This is a genomic window from Sphingomonas flavida, from assembly GCF_036663655.1.
Taxonomy (GTDB): Bacteria; Pseudomonadota; Alphaproteobacteria; order Sphingomonadales; family Sphingomonadaceae; genus Sphingomonas.
In genome coordinates, this window is the sequence record NZ_JAXOJH010000001.1 from 435,103 (window position 1) to 452,706 (window position 17,604).

Here is a 17,604-nt window from a genome sequence, read left to right on the forward strand (position 1 = left end):
GGCAAAGCGTCCTGTGTTCGGCAGGAGGTGCAAGGCGTGGTTCCTCGAGATACGGCAAGGTTGCGCGGACCGCTGACGACCCCCGATGGCCGATACATCGTCGTGCGCGGTCGCCTGTGGCGCAGGAGCAATCCGGCGCTCGGCCCCGATGTGCGTCAAAGGCTGGTCGACGAACTGATGCAGGCGCGCCGCGCCGTCCATGCTGCTTTGAAGACCGATGACGCAGCAGGCCTTCGCCGGGCCCGGGACGGCGTGAACGCCGCCAAGACGGCGCTGGGGGAACGGGGGCCGGTCTGGTGGACGGACGGCGCGCCCGATCTCAACCGGCATATGGCGCGCAACACCGACTATGCCGATTGGTACGCGCATCAGGAGGATCGGCCGTGAACGTCTTTCTCGATTTCGAGGCCTCGTCGCTGGCCGACAGGAGCTATCCGATCGAGGTGGCGTGGGTGTTCGAGGATGCGCGTTCGGAGAGCCATCTGATCGCGCCCGCCCCCGACTGGACCGACTGGAACCCGGATGCCGAGCGAATCCACGGCATCGCACGCGAAACCCTGATCCGTGAGGGCGTTGCGCATGATGTCGTCGCGGCACGGATGGTCGAGCAATTGACCGGCCATTCGCTATTCGCCAGCGCACCGTCCTGGGACGGCAAGTGGCTGAGCGCCTTGCTCCGCGCGGCGGGTCTTCCGCGCCATACGTTACACCTGAAAGACACCGATATCGCGCTGCGTGAAACGGCCGAGGGGATCCTGCGCGGCGTCGTTCCGCCGGATCGGCTGGAGGCCATCGTAAAGGATCTGATGGCCCAAGCCAATGCGACCAAGGACAATGCCCCGGCCCACCGCGCGCTGGCCGATGCCCGCGAGGAGCGCAGCGTCTGGCAGAGGCTGCGCGATGCGGCAACCGCCCTGGCGGAGGCAAGCGAAGAGGCGACGCCAGCCGCCCCCTGACCCGCTTCAGGCGGAGGCGACCAGCTCGCCCAGCCGAACCGGCGCGAAGCCATGAACATCGACGCCAACGTCGAACTGGCGCGGCATGGGTTTCAGGCGACCATGGCTGTGCCCATGAAGATTGATCGCTCCCTTGTGCTGGCCGTTCCAGCTGCGGAACGGATAATGGCACAGGATCAGACGGCGATCCTCCAGCGTGATCTCGGCGTAGTCCTGCACCGTCGCCCAGCCCGTGGCAGCGACCGTGGCGTCCGGATCGTTGTTGCCACGCAGGAGATGCTTGATGCCATTGAGCTGTTGGAGCAAGGCTGGAACGTCGCCTGCCCGCCGCGCGACATCGCCAAGATGCCATACCTCGTCATCCGGCGCGACCGTCGCGTTCCAGCGTTCGATCAACACCGCGTCCATCTCCACCACGCTGGCGAACGGACGCTTCTGAATGTTGATGGTCCGGTGATCGCCGAAATGGGTGTCGGCGGTGAAGAATATCGTCATGTCCAGTATAGTATCTGCGCGGACGGCAGGACCGTCGCGATCCGCTCCTCGAAGAAACCGCGCAGGTCCCGCATCGTCGCTGCGTCATAGACCTGTTTTTCCGAGCCGAACTTGGTCCGTTTGGTCGTGCGCCTCTCCATTCCCATGTCGAGCGACGATCCCGGATACCAGCTGTCCAGCACCGCCTTCGACCCCGGCGTGAAGCGATGCGTGATGAGCTCGATCGTCAGGTCGAGCCCCGGCACCCCGCCCAGCGCCGCCGCCGCCTCGTCCAGCAGCGTGGCATAGGCCGAACGCCATCCCGTCGCCGCGATGATCGGCGCGATGGTCAGGCCGATGGGATACCCGGCCATAGCCATCCGCCGCAACGCCGCCAGCCGCGCGGCGACTGGTGCCGTCCCGCCCTCGAAGCGCGCGAACCGGGAAGGGTTGATCGAGGCGCGCATCCGGGTCCGCCCGTGATGCGCGATGTCCAGCAGCGGCGCGACCTGCGCGAACTTGGTGGTGAACCGCAACTGCACCGGCGCTTCCCATTGTCCGAACCACGCGACCATCGCCGATAGCGAACCGGTCAGAGGCTCGAGCGCCAGGGGATCGGTGTAGCACGACGCCTCGAACGTCGTTCCCTCGTGGCGGCGCGCCCGGTTGCGCGACGTCACCGCGCCCGTGCCGAGATAGGATGGCAGGCCCGCCAGTATCTCGTCGAGATTGGCATAGACCCGTGTAATCGGTGGCCCCTTCAGCGACCCCGCCAGATAGCAGTAACTGCAATGCGCCGGGCATCCCTCGGCCAGGTCGACCCGCCAATCCGCACTGGGCGCGATCGGTTGAAGCCGTCGTTTCGACGGCGGCGCGACGACGACCGCCAGCGTCGACTTGGCGGCGACATAGGCCCGGCGGGGATCGTCGGGCAGGTCGAGCGCCAGGCGATCGCCGGGCAACGCCACCACCTCGACGCCGCGTGCGGCGGCGCGCTCGACGATCAAGCGTCCATGCGCGAAACCCAAGGCCGACCGCGTGACCAGCAATCGCCTGGGCAGCCAGTCGGCACGGTCCGGGGTGGAGATGTCCTGCGCATTGGCCATCAGGGCGAAACGGCTGGTCCGCGCGAACGGTCCATGCCGCCCTTGGCATTGGGCATACCAGGGCTCGGGCGGCCGCGTCCCGCCCCGTCCCTACAGCCCGGCGCGTTCGATCATCGTGGCGATCTCGACCGGCATCGCCTCTTCGCCCTTGGGCAGCAGCCGGTTCAGCGCCGTCTGCACCCGCTTGCGCGCCACCTGATACGCCTTGTGGCGGATCAGGCGGGTCGCATTGGTCCGCCAGGACGTGCTCTCGCCCAGCAGTACCTCCCACTTGGCCTCTTCCGCTTCCAGGATCGACAAAGCGAGCCGCAGGCCGTCGCGACGGCCGCGCGCATAGTCGTCGGAGGTGTTGGCGCGTTCCATCGTGGGGGCAGACTGGCTCCGAACACCGGCCTTGGCAAGGCGGCCCCCACCTGGCGGTGCGTCAGTTGCCCTCGGCATCGACCATGAAGGCAACGGGCTTGCCCCGCGACAAAGGCTCCCAACCGGCCGACAATGCCGAGCGGATGCAGCGCGATATCGTCGCATCGTCGAGCTGGAGCCGCCCGCGCGGCAACCCCTTCAACAGGCGCTTGGGCGCTGGAAACTCCACCCACGCCTCACGCTTGGCGTCGCGCTGGGACACCGCGATCGCCATGCCCCGCCACCCTTCGTCATCGGACAAATGGGGTTCCCGCTGGAGGCGCCAGTCATAGGTGACGCCATCGACATCGACGCTGCCGGTCGTGCTGTTGGATTTCGACATGGCACCGCCCCTAGCACGCCAGTCGCGAGAGACCCAGATTGATGACGATCGGCTTCCGGACGGAGACGCGGAGAATCACGCGTGAAGACCGACAATCCTCGTCGTCCCCCAGCCCGTAGCGGACGGCTGGAACGTGTTCGGCATCAACTCCGCGTGATCGCCGCGTGGATCGGCAACAATGCCGCCCCCAGGGCCGCGCCCGCGCCGCCTAGCCGCGAGATCGTGACGGCACGGTGCCCGACATCGCTCTCGATGCCATGCTCTCCCCAGATGATGTCGCGGCGGTTCAGCCGCTCGGCCAGGCCCTGCATGATCGCCGCGGGCAAGGGGCTCATCAGCCGGATCGCACCCGGTTCGAGCCAGGCGATCGCCGAGTTGATCGTCGCCACCAGCTGATCGGCGGCGCGGTCCAGCCAGCGGTCGATGACCGCTTGATATCCGGCAATGGTCCCGGCGAAATTGGCGAGGGACTCCACGCCGCATCCGGCCGCGCGCAGCGTCGCGATGAGGTCCAGCGTCGTCGGGCGGGGCCGGTCGCCGGGATAGAACATGCCGATCTCTCCCGCACCGCCCGCCTCGCCACGCATCAGCCGTCCTTCGTGGATGATGCCAGCGCCGATGCCGTGGCCGAGCAGGATCACGATCGCCGTGGTACAGCGCCCGATCAGCCCGCCCAGATAATATTCCGCCAGCGCCGCCGCGGTCGCATCATTCTCGATCCAGATCGGCAGTTGCAGCGTCTGCTCGAAGATTTCGCGCAACGGCGCGTTCTTCCATCCCGGCAGGTTGCGGACGATGCTCCAGCGATTGCCGTCGCGCGACAGGGCCGGTCCGGGTGCGCTGAAACCCACGCCGTAGAGGCGTCGCCCCAGCAGGCGATGTTCGAGCGTCAGGTCATGGATGCGCCGGTCGACATGGCGCGCAAAGCCCGCCGGATCGGTCAGTTCGATCGTCTCGGAGGTGAGTGCGATGACGCCACCGGCATAATCGACGACCGCGATCTCCAATATCCCGGCATAAAGCGCCAGGCCAAAGGCATAGCCCCCCGCCGCCGAGATCCGCAGCGGCACCGTCGGCCGGCCGCGCCCCGGCGGAGCCTCCGACGTCATCTCCTCGATCAGACCCTGCCCGATCAGCGACTTGGTCAGCCGGGTTGCGGCGCTATTGCTGATCTGCAGCGCCGCCGCCAGGGTCGAGCGCGGCTGCGCGCCATGCGTCCGCAACTGCCAGAGCAGGCGCTTCTCTTCGTCCAACAGGCTGAGCGCGGGGTATTTCATGCGGCCCGACCGGTACCCCCTGACGACCCGGAACGCGATTAATTTTCATAGAAATAATTAAATCCGTCACATCAGCCGCCCATCCGCCCCGTCGATCGAACGACATTCAGGGGGACAGACTTCATGACACGGCATCATCTCGCCGCCGGTACGGCACTGGCCGCGCTTTCCATCCTGGCGGCTCCCGTCCACGCACAGACAGCCAGGCCGACCACGACCGGCACAGCCGCCCCCAGCGCCCCCGCCACGCCTGCAACCGACCCCGCACAGACTGCCGACAATGGCGGAACCGACATCATCGTCACCGGCTCGGCCCGGGCACAGCGCCGCTTCGACGTGTCCTATGCCGTCAACTCGCTGTCGCAGGCCGATGTGCAGAAGATCGCGCCGAAGAGCTTTGCCGATCTGCTCGGCACCGTGCCGGGTATCCAGGTCGAGGCGACCGGCGGCGAGGTGCAGAACATCACCCGTGTGCGCGGTATCCCCACCGACCGCGGCTATCTGATCTTCCAGCAGGACGGCCTGCCGCTCTATCACGAGATCGACGGCGTGTTCTTCAACTCCGGCGAAGGCATGAACCGGTACGACCTGATGACCGAGCGGGTCGAAATCGTACGCGGTGGCCCGGCACCGATCTATGCCAGCAGCGCGGCGGCAATCGCCAACAACATCACCGTGTCGGGCGGCCCGGTCGCGCGCGGCAAGGCGCAGCTGACGCTCGGCGACACCGGCCTCTACCGGCTCGATGCGATGCAGTCGGGGCCGATCGGCGACAACACCTATTTCGCGGTCGGCGGCTTCCTGCGCCAGCATGACGGCTATCGCTATGGCGGCTTCCCCAGCGACAAGGGCGGGCAGATCCGCGCCAACCTGAAGCACGATCTGGACAACGGCTTCGTCAAGGTTTCGGCCGAATATGTGAACGACCACAATGTCTTCTACCTGCCGATCCCGATTGCGGATCCGCGCAATCCCACCGTGTCGCTCAATCCCTATATCGATTACTTCGCCGGCACGCTGAATTCGCCGTCGCTGCGCAACGTCAACATCAAATATCGTGATGGCGCGGGCGTGTTGCAGGGCATGCAGCGCGACCTGTCCAATGGCCGCCACATGCGCCTGTTCAACGCAGCGGTGGATTATGAAGCGGATTTCGACGGTTGGAAGGTGTCCGCCAAGTTCGGCGGGACCAAGGGCAAGTCGAGCTTCGACGCCTTTTATTCGACAACGAACCCGGCGGACGCCAACAGCTTCGCCGCCAGTTACCTGACCGCCGCGCGCAATGCCTTCGGCGCCAATGTCGCACGCCTCGGCTATGCCTTTGCTGGCACCAACGGCGCATCGGTCTATGATCCCTCGACGGCGTCGGGCCTGGTCATGTCGGGCCAATATCGCGCATCGGAATCGGATTTCTATTCGGTGCAGGGCGACGTCAGCGTCACCCGCCAGTTCACGACCGGCCTTGGCGATCATGACGTGCGCGTCGGCGTCTACAGCGCGTTCTACGGCAATACGCTGCTCCAGGCCTATCAAGACATGCTGATCGAGGTGCGCAGCCAGCCGCGCACGCTCGACCTCGTCGCCTATTCGGCGACCGGGCAGGTGCTGGGTTCGGTGACCCAGAACGGCGTGCTCCGCTATACCACCACGCTCAACAAGGGTGCGGGCGATGCGCAGATGATCGCCTTCTACGCCAACGACACCTGGGACATCACGCGCGGCCTGCGCGTCGATGCGGGCATCCGCACCGAGCGGTACAGCTACAAGGGTTTTGCCTCGCCGACGACGCAGGCGAACCTGGGTGACGCGACGACGCTGGCCGATGACAGCACCCGCGCCTTTACCGGGCAGGTCCTCGACCAGCGGTTGAAGCCCGATGCGACCAACTGGACGGTGGGGGTCAACTATGACCTGACCAGCCATTTCGGTGCCTATGGCCGCATCTCCAACCTCGAAGTACCGCCCCAGCTCGGCGTGGTGACCAGCATCAACCCGGCGATCGTCAAGACCAAGGCGCGCCAGTATGAGGTCGGCCTGAAGGCCAGCTTCGGCCCGCATTATCTCTATGCGACGGGCTTCTATACGAAGTTCAATCCGTTCAACGCTTCGTTCGCGGCATTCAACCCGGTGACCGGCCGCAACGACCAGACGCTGCCGTTCATCGGCGAGGCTTCGGTAACGGGTATCGAAGTCGACGGTCGCGTCGCACCGGTCCGCTGGTTCTCACTCGACGGGTCGATCACCTGGCAGGACCCCGAATATGCCAATCTTCAGAACACATCGGGCGCCGACCCGCGCGCGGTGAACGGCAACCAGATCATCCGCGAGGCGAAGTTCTTCGCCAATCTGCGCCCCAGCGTCGACTTCGACCTGGGTGAGCAGCGGCTGTCGGTGTTCGGACGGTTCGAATGGGTCGGCCGCCGCTATGTCGACCTGTTCAACCGCACCGCGATGCCGGGATATCAGACGGTGGGCGCGGGCGCGGCGCTCGACTGGGGCGCGTGGCGCCTGCAGGTCGTCGGCGACAATCTGTTCAACGCGCATGGCCTGACCGAGGGCAATACCCGCACCGACCAGTTCGCCGGTCAGGGCACGTCCGAGGCGATCTATGGCCGCCCGCTGTTCGGACGCAACTTCCGCCTTATCGCCAGCCGCAGCTGGTGATGCGGACCATGGCATCCGCCGCCGTGCTGGCGCTGACGGCGCTCGCCGCCCCGGCGCTGGCGCAGGACGTGCCGGACCGGGTGATGGCCGCCCTGTCCGCCCGCCTGTTCCCGATGCTCGACGCCGCCGGACATGATCCGGCGGTCATCGCGCGGATGTCCGGGAACCCAGAAATGAAGCATGTCCTGACCGCCCGGAAAAACCGCCGGGCGAGTTGCGGCACCGACCCCACCTGCCGGGCCCAGGCGATGCTCTGGAGCCCGCAGGAGGCCGAGGTGTTTCGCCGGGCGGTCGCGGGTGAAACGACGCTCCCCGTCGCCGATGACGGTCCCGCGGCGCAGGCCGACCGTGAGATTGCGGGCATCAACATGATCGTGCGTACCTATGCACTGGACGGCGTGCCCACGACCGCGATCGACGGGCCCGGCACGCTATCACCGCAGGATCGGCAGTCGCGCCTCCAGGCCGCCGACTGGCTTGCCGCGACACCCCGAACCGGGTCGGTACAGGGTTTAGATCCCAGCATCGACTATGCCCTGGCCCTGCTCGACGTCAGCGACCGGACCGATGCGATCGGCCATGAACCGCCGACTGGCGGCGCGAATGCGGCGGCGGCCGCGCGCGCCAGCGGGCTGGACTGGCGGCGCTACCGCTACGGCGCGATGATCGTCACCGGCGTCGGCCCCGAGATCGAGGGCGAGCCGCTGAGCCCGTTCGGCAAATACCATCTCCGCCTCGCCGCCCGCCGCTTTGCGCAAGGGGACATCGCCTTCATCCTGGTCAGCGGTGGACGCGCCCATCCGCGCGCGACGCCGTTCACCGAAGCGGACGAGATGCGCAAGGCCCTGATCGAACGGTACGGCATTCCGGCCGAGGCGATCATCGGCGAGCCCTATGCCCGCCACACCACCACCAACCTACGCAACGCCAGCCGATTGCTCGCGCGGTTCGGCATGCCCGGCGATGCCGAGACGCTGATCGTCTGCAACCCGGTGCAGAGCAGCTATATCGAAAACGCCAGCTTCGCCGAACGCAACATGGCGGAGCTGGGCTATCAGCCCGGCCGGGTCGTCCGCCGCGTCTCGCCGACCGAGCTGGTCTTCCGCCCGTCACGCTCGTCCGATCGGGTCGATCCGCGCGATCCCCTCGACCCTTGAGCCCCCTAACGAAAGGACCCGGCATGCGTCGTTTCATCCTGGCCGCCGCCATCATCCTATGCCCCGCCGCCGCCCAGGCCTGGGGCGGGACGGCCCATGCCGTGATCGACCGGGCGGCGATCGCGGCCATCCCCGCCGACGGCCCGGTCTTCCTGCGCCGTCATGCCGATTACATCGCCGCCTCCGCCGCGCTCCCCGACACCTGGCGCGGCGATGCGGAGGGTTTTTCCAAGATCGAGGAGGACCCCAATCACGGCTGGTTCCGCGAGCAGTTCGCGTTCCTGAAGCCCATCCCCCGTTCGCGATACGAATTCATCCTCGCCCTCTACAAACGGTATGAGGTCATCAAGGACAGCGATCCCGCGACCGCCGCGCGGACCAATGTGCGCTGGACCGGCACCCTGCCCTATGCCGCGATGGAGGCGTATGATCGGCTGATAGTGTGTATGCGCGCGGTCCGGTCGGCGCAGGCGCGGGGCGTCGATGGCTCGGTGCCTGAGCAGCATTGCGCATTCCAGGCGATCCGGCTGGGCCACTATATCGGCGACGGGTCGCAACCGCTGCACGATTCGGTCAACTCCGATGGCTGGCGCGGTCCCAATCCGAATGGCTATACCCGCGACCGCAGCATCCATGGCCGGTTCGAGAGCGGCTTCGTCGACGCCATCGGCCTTACCCCGGCGGATATCATGCCACGGATCGGCCCCCTCGCGCACCGGGACGGCGACATGTTCGACGCCGTGCTCCGTTTCCTAAACCAGTCGGGCGATCGGATGGAGACGGTGTACCGGCTCGAGAAGCGCGACGGCTTTCGCAACACCGCCGACCCGGACGTGCGTGCGCTGGTCTATGAGCGGACGGCGGCGGGAGCGGCGATGCTGCGCGACATGCTCTGCCGCGCCTGGGCGGAGAGCGCTTCGCCACCCGCCAAGGTAACGCCGTCGCCCCTGGATTTCACCAATCCGCGCTTCAATCCGGAGACTGGCTCGGCCACGCCCTGACGCCGCGTCAGGGCGCGCAGCAGGCTGGCATGGCGGCCATGGTCGAGCGTGAAGCGACGCAGGAGCAGCATCGCCAGCAATGCCCCGGCGAGCGGCACACCGAGCCCCAGCGTCACCATGCCGACGCGCACCCCCTGGGCCTGGGGAACGCCGGGTACATAACCAAGCAGGTTCAGCACCCCGCCGATCATGGCGGTCGACGCCGCCCCGCTAGCCTTCACCAGCACGAGGTAGAAGGCGAACAGGCCGGTTTCGAAGCGCCGCCCGTGCCGCCACTCGACGACGTCCACGGCATCCGCCAGCAGCCCCCAGGGCAGCATGAAGACGCTGGCGAAGCCGAAGCCGATAAGGGCGGCGCAGGCGATCTGGCCCGCCGGCCAGTCGAGGCAGGCCGCGAAGAGCATCAACCCCAGCGCGCTGACCGCATGTCCGGCCCGCAGCAGCCGTGCCTTGCCGAAACGCTGGCCAAGGGCCGTCCAGGTCAGCACGCCGCCGAACTGCCCCACGGTCAAGGCAGTCAGCAACAACGTTACCGCAGCAGGCCCGGCAGCGACATAGCTTCCCAGGTAGATCAGCATCCGACCGAAGCATGGCATGGCAAAGCCGGTGAGCAGCGCCAGCGCCGCCATGCCGAGGACCATCGGGTCGCGCAGCGGAACGCCGATGCCGTCTCCGCGCAATGCGCTGCGCCCGGCATGGCCGTCCCGCCCGCCCGACGCCCATGCGCACAGCACCATGGTCAGCGCGAACGCAAAGCCGACCGCGATCCCCGTCCCCGCCAAGGCATCGAAATGCCGCGTCCGCCCCGCCTGCTGCACCATCGGCGTCAAAAGGGTCGCGACGACCAGCGCGCTCGCGGTGCTGAAGAACAGGCGGTATCCCGACACCCGCCCGCGCGCACGGCTGTCGCGACTGACCTGCGCCATCAACGCATTATGCGGCACGTCGACCACCGCATAGGCGCTGCGAAAGACGAGGATGGCGATCGCCAGCACCCCTATTCGCTGCACGCCCAGGGCGGGCATCGCATAGATCAGCGCAAAGGCGATCCCGCATGGCAGCGCCGCGACGGCCACCGTCCAGCGATAGCCCCGACCCGCCGCGCGGCAATACAGGACGAGCCGCGCCGCCAGCAGGTCGAAGACCAGATCCCCCAGTGCCGCGAACAGCAGCATGGCCGCCGCCTTCGACCCGCTCAGCCCCAACACATCGGTCAGGAAGTAGAGGATCGTCAGGTCCGCCCCGCCGAACACCAGCGCCTTGCCGAAATTACCGGACGAATAGGCGATCATCCGCCCCTCGGCCGCGATCGTCGGGTTCGGGCTAGGCGGCGTGAGAGTCATGGAAAAGCTGGAAACTTGCTCGCTGTTGCCGCTGGAGCCACCGCCGCTACCCGGCGTTCATGTCATCTTGGCGACAGCGGCTTTGCCGTCCTCGCGTGATATTTGCCAGACAGTCCGCCATGACCGGCAAGCGAAGCTATGGCCCACCAGACTTTTGCTAGGGTTTAATTCCTATCGAATTGATAGATGATCTCCATCGAAGGAGATTCGCGATGACGATCTGGCTGGGCGCCCCTGTTGCCGACTTCCTCCGGATCGCGTCGATAGACCGCCTCGGATCATGCCACGGTCCGGACCGCGACAGCGCTGCGCTGCGCCACCTGCTCGCACGTGAGCAAGCCCTATGAGCCGGGCAAGCGAGACGATCGAATGGCCGACCATGCTGGTCGCCGCGCCGATCTATGCCGGATGGCTGGCACTCACCTTCTGGCATGCGGCACTGCCGATCCCGCTGATCGTCATGGCGGGCGGCTGGCTGATCGCCTGGCACGGCTCGCTCCAGCACGAGACGATCCATGGCCATCCGACGCGCTGGCATGCCGTGAACATGGCGATCGGCGCGGTGCCTCTGTCGCTCTGGCTACCCTATGGCCTCTATCGCGACAGTCATATGGCCCATCACCGGAGCTCCCACATCACCGATCCGCTCGAAGACCCGGAGTCGCGCTATGTCGCGACGGGGCGTGGGCCACGCCATATCGCGGCGAAGGCCCAGTCGACCTTGCTCGGGCGATTGCTGATCGGCCCGCCGATTGCGGTCGCCCTGCTGGCCGTCGATGAATGGCGGCGGCTGCATCGCTCGCCCGGACGGGTCCTGCGTGACTGGCTTCCACATCTGGCGCTGGTCGTGCCGCTTGTCGCGTGGCTCGAATGGACGGGGTTCGGGGTGCTGCGCTATGTCCTGCTGGTGGTATATCCTGGCCTCTCGCTGACGTTGCTGCGGTCCTTTGCCGAGCACCGCGCCGACCTGCCAGGACCTAGCCGCGCCGCGACGGTCGAACATGCCGGGCCGCTCGGGCTGTTGTATCTGAACAATCATCTGCACACGGCGCATCACGACCGCCCCGATCTGGCTTGGTATCGCCTGCCGGCGCACCAGCGGCATCACCATGCCCGGCTTTCCCAGCAGGCGGGGCGGGCCCATCGCAGCTATGCCGAGATCGTCCGCCGGTTTGCGCTTACGCCGCACGACACGCTGGTTCATCCCGATCGTGGCGGGCGATGACGGCCCCTTTCGTCGCCTCGCTCGGCATGTACGACCATCCGGGCCAGCGTGCCGCCAATGATGCGCTCTGGGCGGCGATCGCCGAGCATTTGCGGCGGCAGGGCATCGCTGCTCCCCCAGCCCTTGATCGCGGTCGATCGGTCGAAGCGATCTGGCGCGACCCTGCGCTGCTGTTTGCGCAATGCTGCGGCTATCCGCTCGTTGCCGATACCGAACTGGCGCTGCGCGTAGTCGCGGTCCCGCATTATGCGGTGCCAAACTGCCCGCCGGGCCGTCATTTCAGCCGCATCCTTGTCCGCGCCGACGATCCGGCGGCCACGCTGGCGGCATTTGTCGGTCGAACGGTGGCGATCAACGCGCCCCTGTCCAACACCGGCGCCAATCTGCTCCGGGCGGCCGTGGCGCAGGTGGCACCGCCCGATGACTTTTTCGGCGCGACCATCACGACCGGGTCGCACCGCGCGAGCATCGACGCGGTGGCGAGCGGGCGGGCCGATATCGCAGCGATCGATGCAGTGACCCATGCCGTGATCGCACGGGACGAGCCGAGCGCGCTGGCCGGACTGCGTGAGCTGGCGATGACGCCGCTTGCGCCGAACCTGCCCTTCGTCACGGCATGGGCGACGCCTCCATCGGTCGTCACGGCCCTGCGCCGTGCACTCGATACCGTCATGCGCGACCCTGCCTTGGCAAAAGCGCGCGCCGCGCTGTTCCTGACCGCCGTGGAGCCCGCAAGCGTCCATCGATACGTCGCGCTGCGCCGATTAGCCCGTTAGGTCGGTGCCGCCCAGACCGGATGGCGACCCAGGCGCGGTTCCGTTTAATTGACCGCCAGCTTGGTGCCGAGAAGCACGAGGCGATCGCCGGTTATCCCGAACTCATGGGGCACGCCGGCGGGCAGGAGCAGAACGTCGCCGGGACGCAGCGGGCGCGTCGTGCCGCCTTGGATGCGGTCACCCTCCACCAGATCGGCGCGGCGCGTGACCGGCGCGACCAGGGTGCCGCCCGAAACCAGCGTTCCCGCGCCTTCCAGCACGACGGCATATTCCGCCTCCGCCGGATGGACGGCGGGTCGACCCGGTTTTTTCCAGATTTCGATCGCGACGACGCGCTGTCCGTCGCGGAGCAGTGGACGCCATGCAAAGCCCTGGCCCGGCTTCATATCTGCCAGCATCGCCGCCACCTGCCCGCGAATCTCCGCCGCGCTCGCCAGATCGGTTTGCGCTATCGCCCCGATTGGCAAAATGGCTCCGGCGATCAGCGCCGACGCCCGGACGATTGCCATTTTCCTGATCGAAATCATCATCTTGGATCCCCTTCCTGTGTGGGGATCGTTGTTGCACCCGCTGGCCCGACCGGCAACCGATCAGCCGCTTGAAGGCGCGCGTTCCGTCCGCCGCCAATCGCGATAGCCCATGATCGCCAGCCCGATCATCACCGCATAGAGCCCGGCGGTCGGCATCAGCCCCTTGAACACGAACATCGCGACATAGACGATATCGACCGCGATCCAGAGCAGCCAATTCTCGCGGTGCCGCCGCGCCGTCCAATATTGCGCGACCAGGCTGAAGCTGCTCAGCGTGGCGTCCAGCCAGGGCAGCGCCGCATCGGTATGGCGGCTGGTGAACCACCCGATCGCCAATGCCCCCAGCGCGCCCAGGCCCAGCCCCGCCAGTGCCTTTCGGCGGGACAGCGGCATCACGACGACGGTGCCGCTGTCCGCCCTGCCGCGGCTCCAGACGATCCAGCCATAGAGGATGCCGAGGCCGAACACCGCCTGCAACGCCATGTCGGCATAGAGCCGCACGTCGAGGAACAGCTTGAAGTAGAGCGCACAGGCGACGAGGTTCAGCGGCCAGCAGAACATGTTCCGCCGTGCCGTCAGCCAGATCGCGAGGAAGCTGATCGCGACCGCTGCGATTTCCAGTCCCGACATTACACCCCCTGCCCCGCGCGCAACCGCGCAAGGAAGTCCTGTCCCGCCACCGACCGGAACCAGTCGGCATGGCCCAGCAGATACCCCTCCCAGGCCAACTGCGCCGCGTCCGGATCTCCGGCTATCCCGGCGAAATAGTCGATCTCGGACAAGGCAAATTCGATATGCACCAGCGGCAGTAGTCGGACGACCGCCTCCATCATGGCCGCGTCCATGGGGCCGACCATTTCATAGCCCGCGATCAGCGCCAGCGCGGCCCCTGGGTCGGCAATACGATCGTCCCGCCCTTCCCCCAAGGCCAGCCAGGCAAAGGCGGTCCGCTCGATCGCGGTCGCCAGATCGTGCACCGCGCAGGTCCGGTCGGCCAGGCCGAAATCGAACACGGTCTCGACCGTGCCGTCCTTTGCCCAGAGCAGATTGGAGGGATGCCAGTCATTATGCGTCCATAGCGGCTTCTGACCGGCCAGGACCCGCGCAAGCCCGTTGCCCGATGCGGCGAACAGCGCGGCCAGTTGCCGACGCCATGGCCGATCGGCCAGAAACCCCGACAATGCGGGGCGCGCGCGGACATAGGCTTCGGCCGCCGGCATCGGATCGGTCGCGGGCAGGATGGTGAAGCTGGCGATCAAGGGCTGCACTTTTCGCGTCGGCGCGGCATAGCCGGACGACGCGCGGTGCAGTTGCGCGAGCGCCCGCCCCGCCGCCCGCGCATGGTCATGGGATCGGAACGGCGTCCAGGACTGGCAATCCCGATACAGATCCTCCCCGGCCGCCCGGCCGTGCAATTCATAGGTCCACGCCCCCAGCGTGACCGCGCTCGCCTCCTCTTGCGTTCGCCACAGCTCGGGCACGGGCATTCCGCCTGCCGCGAGATGGGCGATGAAGCCGTGCTCCTCCGCCAACCCGGCAACGCCGCGCACCCGGCGGTCATGCCGTTTCAGCAGGAATGCGCCGCCGCTCGACTGGATCAGGGTGGCCGCGGAAAAGGGCCGCGGCGAGTGCCAGCGCAACGCTTCGATCGTCCCCGCCCCCGGAAAACAGTCGAGCGCTGCCGCCGCTTCGTCAGGCGTGATGGCAGGCCAGACCGGCTCCTCCATCGCCAACCCCATGCCGTGGACACGGTGCGTGCCGGCAGGATCGCCCGACCCGCCCATGATCAGAAGGCGCGGGACAGGGTGGCGACGACAGCCGCGCCGCCGCCGATGTAATAGGACGGCGCATTGCCCGTGATGACCGTGCCGCCGCGCCCGACCGTATCGCGCGCATTGGTCGTGACGGCCTGCACGCCCGCCAGGATATGCGGATCGGTGACGTTGATCCCGTTCAGCCGCAGATCGGTGCGCTTGCCGTCCAGCCAGTCAGCCAGATGGACACCGATCGACAGGTCCAGCGTCGCATAACCCTTTATACTCTCGTCGTTCGTAAATGTCGCATATTGGCGACCGACATATTTGCCCGCGATGCTGCCGAACAGGTGCCCGTCGTCATAGGTGCCGCCGCCGCCAAGCTGGAGCGTCGGGCTGGACACCGCGCGCTTGCCCCGCGTCGGCAGGAAGTCCGCGCCGACCGGCAGATCGTCGTCGATCCGCGCCCGCAGATACTCGCCCGAGACATAGAGGCTGACACCCTTGGCCGGGCGATAGTCGATCTCGCCATCGACACCGTGTGAGGTCTGCCCCCCGGCGTTCAGCGTCGAGTTGACCAGCGCACCGCCATTGTCGACCACCGTCGCCAGCTGGCGGTTGCGGAACTTATAGTGGAAACCCGTCACCGAGGCGGAGAGATTGGGGCCGATATAGCGATAGCCGACCTCCTGCGAGACCGAATACTCGTTCTTCAGCCGATCGGTCCCCTGCGTCGAGATCGCCCCCTCATAATAGCTGTTGTAGAGGGTAAACTCGTTGGGCGTGCGGAAATGGGTGGCGATATTGGCGAACAGTTGCTGCCGGTCGTCGATTGCATAACGGACGGCGGCCTGCGGCAAGGGGACGAAGCTGTTGCGGCGCACCCGGTCCTGCGGGCCCGGCAGGAAGTTGCGGCCGTTGCGCAGCAGGTTGACGCCCTTGAACCCGATATCGACGGTCAGACGCGGGGTCAGCGCGATGCTGTCCGCGACAAAGACGCTTTTCGTCACCGTGACGGTCCGCTGGTTCTCATAGGCGAGCAGGCGGCCATCGGCGGTGCGGATCGCCCGGCTGGGATAGCCCCAGGGGTCGGCCGGACGGCCATCGGACCCGACCGCGCCGTAAGTCTGCGTCACGCGGTCGGTGCCATAGTCGAACCACAGCCCGGCGGTCAGCCGGTGGACGCCCGCCTGCAAGGTCAGCCTGGCGACCTGGCCCGCGCGCATCTGATCGCCGGTATAGTTGCCCAGCACGGTGGCCACGCCATTCACGGCCCCTGGCAATGCGATAGGATCGGCGAGTTGCTGGGTGCCCAGGAAATTGCCGGTGGTCGCCAGCTGGGTGCCATAGGGCGAATTGCCATAGCCGAACTGGAGATAGGTCGTGGTGTCGAGCCTCAGCCGGTCGTTCAGGACCAGATGGATCGGTGCCGAGGCATAGAGGTTGCGGAACGGCGCGCGGTACAATTCCCAGTACTGGGTATTTCCCGGCGTATAGGCCGCGTCATAGTTGAACTTGCGCCCCTGCGCCTTCCAGTCGGCCAGGGTCGGGCTGGGGTAGCTGGAGGAATTGGCGTCGTTGTACGACAACGCCAGGCTGGCGCGGTTGCCATTCCCCCATTCGCGCAGCAACTTCGCGTCGACATGCTGGCGCGTATCGAACCCGGCCCCGCGCCAGTTGTCGGCACGGGTGTTCGAATAGGACAGGAACGCCTTCAGCCCGCTATTCCCGATCGTCCCCGTATCGACCCGCGCAAAGACGCGTCGCATGGCGAAGGACCCGAGCGAGAGATCGGCGAGGACCGCGCGCGTCGCCTTGGGATCGTCGAGCGACAGGGACAGCAGACCGCCCGCCCCCACCACCGTCGGTGCATCGATATCCACTGACCCTGGTGCGAGCGCGATCCGGCGCAGATTTTCGGTATCGGCGAATTGCGACGGATAGGCATAATAATAGCCGATATCGTTCTGCGGCGCGCCCTCCATCACCACGGCGATCTGATCCTGGCCCAGGCCCCGCAGCGTCAGGCTCGAACTGGTCGACAGGCCATAGGGGTCGCTGGAGGCGAGGTTCGCCCCCGGCAGCAGGTTCACGAGCTGGAAGGCGTTCAGCGTCGGCGCCTGCTTGACGATGAAGTCCGGGCCCACCTCGCTCACCGCCCGGGGCTCGGTCTGGTCGGGCAACAGGCCTTCGGGATCGCGGTGGCCAATCACGCGGATATCGGCGGGGCTTTGCGGAGCCTGCTGGGCCGAGGCGGCGCTGGGCAGGACCACCCATGCGGCCGACAGCATCAAAAGGCCATTGCGGATCGTCATGGAATCGCGCGAATTCACAACCGGCATCGTCTCTTACGTCCACTTCACACGGAGGGACGACGGACGAGCCACCAACCCTCCCTACGCCGGTACAAACCGGATCAGGTTCAGCGGGTCATGGGCTGCTGCCCACCTCTCAACCGCGCATCAGCGGCCCCCCGGGGATGGGGCCGTCTAGGCGCTTCTGGCCGGGGTGCAAATGGTTATCGTAACACAGCCACCACCCCGCATTGGGCCGGATCGATTTTTCTTCCTTCCCCCTTCCCTGGGATACCCTTGCG

General features: G+C 66.8%; 17 protein-coding genes, 1 pseudogene and 1 riboswitch. Of the genes and pseudogenes, 8 read left to right on the forward strand and 10 right to left on the reverse strand.

Annotated features, from left to right (window positions below; genetic code table 11):
• Positions 1–36: 36 nt before the first annotated feature.
• The gene (locus tag U1703_RS01935; RefSeq protein ID WP_332784359.1) at positions 37–387 is read left to right on the forward strand and encodes a hypothetical protein; all 351 of its coding nucleotides are present in this window, start codon (positions 37–39) and stop codon (positions 385–387) included.
• Positions 384–956 (forward strand): 3'-5' exonuclease, encoded by a 573-nt coding sequence (locus tag U1703_RS01940; protein WP_332784360.1) that lies wholly within the window; start codon positions 384–386, stop codon positions 954–956. The genes U1703_RS01935 and U1703_RS01940 overlap by 4 nt, the downstream gene beginning before the upstream one ends.
• 6 nt (positions 957–962) lie before the next feature.
• On the opposite strand, the gene U1703_RS01945 is transcribed toward U1703_RS01940, so the two are convergent.
• The 5 genes from U1703_RS01945 to U1703_RS01965 form a co-directional block, all read right to left on the reverse strand.
• The gene (locus U1703_RS01945) at positions 963–1,451 is read right to left on the reverse strand and encodes a metallophosphoesterase family protein (protein ID WP_320450872.1); all 489 of its coding nucleotides are present in this window, start codon (positions 1,449–1,451) and stop codon (positions 963–965) included.
• Entirely contained in the window at positions 1,448–2,536 is a 1,089-nt protein-coding gene (locus U1703_RS01950) for an SPL family radical SAM protein (RefSeq protein ID WP_332784361.1), read from the reverse strand. Before U1703_RS01950 ends, U1703_RS01945 begins: the two co-directional genes overlap by 4 nt.
• A gap of 90 nt (positions 2,537–2,626) precedes the next feature.
• On the reverse strand, positions 2,627–2,899 hold the full coding sequence (locus tag U1703_RS01955) for a hypothetical protein (protein ID WP_332784362.1): 273 nt from the start codon (positions 2,897–2,899) through the stop codon (positions 2,627–2,629).
• Positions 2,900–2,960: 61 nt separating this feature from the next.
• A complete protein-coding gene (locus tag U1703_RS01960; protein WP_320450869.1) occupies positions 2,961–3,281 on the reverse strand; it encodes a hypothetical protein in 321 nt (106 codons plus the stop codon).
• Positions 3,282–3,424: 143 nt separating this feature from the next.
• A complete protein-coding gene (locus U1703_RS01965; protein WP_332784363.1) occupies positions 3,425–4,558 on the reverse strand; it encodes an ROK family transcriptional regulator in 1,134 nt (377 codons plus the stop codon).
• Between the two features lie 123 nt (positions 4,559–4,681).
• On the opposite strand from U1703_RS01965, the gene U1703_RS01970 reads away from it, so the two are divergent.
• From U1703_RS01970 to U1703_RS01980, 3 genes are read left to right on the forward strand one after another with little or no spacing between them, the layout of a single operon-like run.
• A complete protein-coding gene (locus U1703_RS01970; RefSeq protein WP_332784364.1) occupies positions 4,682–7,222 on the forward strand; it encodes a TonB-dependent receptor in 2,541 nt (846 codons plus the stop codon).
• 8 nt (positions 7,223–7,230) lie between these two features.
• Positions 7,231–8,379 (forward strand): YdcF family protein, encoded by a 1,149-nt coding sequence (locus tag U1703_RS01975; protein WP_332784365.1) that lies wholly within the window; start codon positions 7,231–7,233, stop codon positions 8,377–8,379.
• A 23-nt stretch (positions 8,380–8,402) separates the two neighbouring features.
• Complete coding sequence (locus U1703_RS01980) at positions 8,403–9,380, forward strand: phospholipase C/P1 nuclease family protein (RefSeq protein ID WP_332784366.1); 978 nt, start codon at positions 8,403–8,405, stop codon at positions 9,378–9,380.
• A 53-nt stretch (positions 9,381–9,433) separates the two neighbouring features.
• On the opposite strand, the pseudogene U1703_RS01985 reads toward U1703_RS01980, so the two are convergent.
• Positions 9,434–10,723: pseudogene (locus U1703_RS01985) on the reverse strand (MFS transporter); the annotation flags it as partial.
• Positions 10,724–10,935: 212 nt separating this feature from the next.
• Here U1703_RS01985 and U1703_RS01990 point away from each other — a divergent pair.
• The 3 genes from U1703_RS01990 to U1703_RS02000 are packed head-to-tail and all read left to right on the forward strand — an operon-like array spanning position 10,936 to position 12,724.
• A complete protein-coding gene (locus tag U1703_RS01990; protein ID WP_332784367.1) occupies positions 10,936–11,070 on the forward strand; it encodes a hypothetical protein in 135 nt (44 codons plus the stop codon).
• Positions 11,067–11,948, forward strand: coding sequence for a fatty acid desaturase (locus U1703_RS01995; protein ID WP_332784368.1), 882 nt, complete (start codon positions 11,067–11,069; stop codon positions 11,946–11,948). The genes U1703_RS01990 and U1703_RS01995 overlap by 4 nt, the downstream gene beginning before the upstream one ends.
• The gene (locus U1703_RS02000) at positions 11,945–12,724 is read left to right on the forward strand and encodes a phosphate/phosphite/phosphonate ABC transporter substrate-binding protein (RefSeq protein ID WP_332784369.1); all 780 of its coding nucleotides are present in this window, start codon (positions 11,945–11,947) and stop codon (positions 12,722–12,724) included. The genes U1703_RS01995 and U1703_RS02000 overlap by 4 nt, the downstream gene beginning before the upstream one ends.
• Before the next feature lie 44 nt (positions 12,725–12,768).
• Here the strand turns inward: U1703_RS02000 and U1703_RS02005 are convergent, their stop codons facing one another.
• The 4 genes from U1703_RS02005 to U1703_RS02020 are packed head-to-tail and all read right to left on the reverse strand — an operon-like array spanning position 12,769 to position 17,323.
• Positions 12,769–13,254 (reverse strand): cupin domain-containing protein, encoded by a 486-nt coding sequence (locus U1703_RS02005; protein ID WP_332784370.1) that lies wholly within the window; start codon positions 13,252–13,254, stop codon positions 12,769–12,771.
• Between the two features lie 60 nt (positions 13,255–13,314).
• Complete coding sequence (pnuC, locus tag U1703_RS02010; RefSeq protein WP_332784371.1) at positions 13,315–13,884, reverse strand: nicotinamide riboside transporter PnuC; 570 nt, start codon at positions 13,882–13,884, stop codon at positions 13,315–13,317.
• Positions 13,884–14,993: a phosphotransferase enzyme family protein gene (locus tag U1703_RS02015; RefSeq protein WP_332784372.1), complete on the reverse strand. Its 1,110-nt coding sequence runs from the start codon at positions 14,991–14,993 to the stop codon at positions 13,884–13,886. The genes pnuC and U1703_RS02015 overlap by 1 nt, the downstream gene beginning before the upstream one ends.
• A 47-nt stretch (positions 14,994–15,040) precedes the next feature.
• On the reverse strand, positions 15,041–17,323 hold the full coding sequence (locus tag U1703_RS02020; protein ID WP_332784373.1) for a TonB-dependent receptor: 2,283 nt from the start codon (positions 17,321–17,323) through the stop codon (positions 15,041–15,043).
• A 61-nt stretch (positions 17,324–17,384) separates the two neighbouring features.
• Positions 17,385–17,494: riboswitch (TPP riboswitch) on the reverse strand.
• Positions 17,495–17,604 lie beyond the last annotated feature (110 nt).

Excerpts from the sequence above, each read along its gene's own strand:
- U1703_RS01945 (WP_320450872.1), bottom strand. The coding sequence starts at position 1,451 with ATGACGATATTCTTCACCGCCGACACCCATTTCGGCGATCACCGGACC.
- U1703_RS01950 (WP_332784361.1), bottom strand. The coding sequence starts at position 2,536 with ATGGCCAATGCGCAGGACATCTCCACCCCGGACCGTGCCGACTGGCTG.
- U1703_RS01955 (WP_332784362.1), bottom strand. The coding sequence starts at position 2,899 with ATGGAACGCGCCAACACCTCCGACGACTATGCGCGCGGCCGTCGCGAC.
- U1703_RS01960 (WP_320450869.1), bottom strand. The coding sequence starts at position 3,281 with ATGTCGAAATCCAACAGCACGACCGGCAGCGTCGATGTCGATGGCGTC.
- U1703_RS01965 (WP_332784363.1), bottom strand. The coding sequence starts at position 4,558 with ATGAAATACCCCGCGCTCAGCCTGTTGGACGAAGAGAAGCGCCTGCTC.
- U1703_RS01970 (WP_332784364.1), top strand. The coding sequence starts at position 4,682 with ATGACACGGCATCATCTCGCCGCCGGTACGGCACTGGCCGCGCTTTCC.
- U1703_RS01975 (WP_332784365.1), top strand. The coding sequence starts at position 7,231 with ATGGCATCCGCCGCCGTGCTGGCGCTGACGGCGCTCGCCGCCCCGGCG.
- U1703_RS01980 (WP_332784366.1), top strand. The coding sequence starts at position 8,403 with ATGCGTCGTTTCATCCTGGCCGCCGCCATCATCCTATGCCCCGCCGCC.
- U1703_RS01990 (WP_332784367.1), top strand. The coding sequence starts at position 10,936 with ATGACGATCTGGCTGGGCGCCCCTGTTGCCGACTTCCTCCGGATCGCG.
- U1703_RS01995 (WP_332784368.1), top strand. The coding sequence starts at position 11,067 with ATGAGCCGGGCAAGCGAGACGATCGAATGGCCGACCATGCTGGTCGCC.
- U1703_RS02000 (WP_332784369.1), top strand. The coding sequence starts at position 11,945 with ATGACGGCCCCTTTCGTCGCCTCGCTCGGCATGTACGACCATCCGGGC.
- U1703_RS02005 (WP_332784370.1), bottom strand. The coding sequence starts at position 13,254 with ATGATGATTTCGATCAGGAAAATGGCAATCGTCCGGGCGTCGGCGCTG.
- pnuC (WP_332784371.1), bottom strand. The coding sequence starts at position 13,884 with ATGTCGGGACTGGAAATCGCAGCGGTCGCGATCAGCTTCCTCGCGATC.
- U1703_RS02015 (WP_332784372.1), bottom strand. The coding sequence starts at position 14,993 with ATGGGGTTGGCGATGGAGGAGCCGGTCTGGCCTGCCATCACGCCTGAC.
- U1703_RS02020 (WP_332784373.1), bottom strand. The coding sequence starts at position 17,323 with ATGACGATCCGCAATGGCCTTTTGATGCTGTCGGCCGCATGGGTGGTC.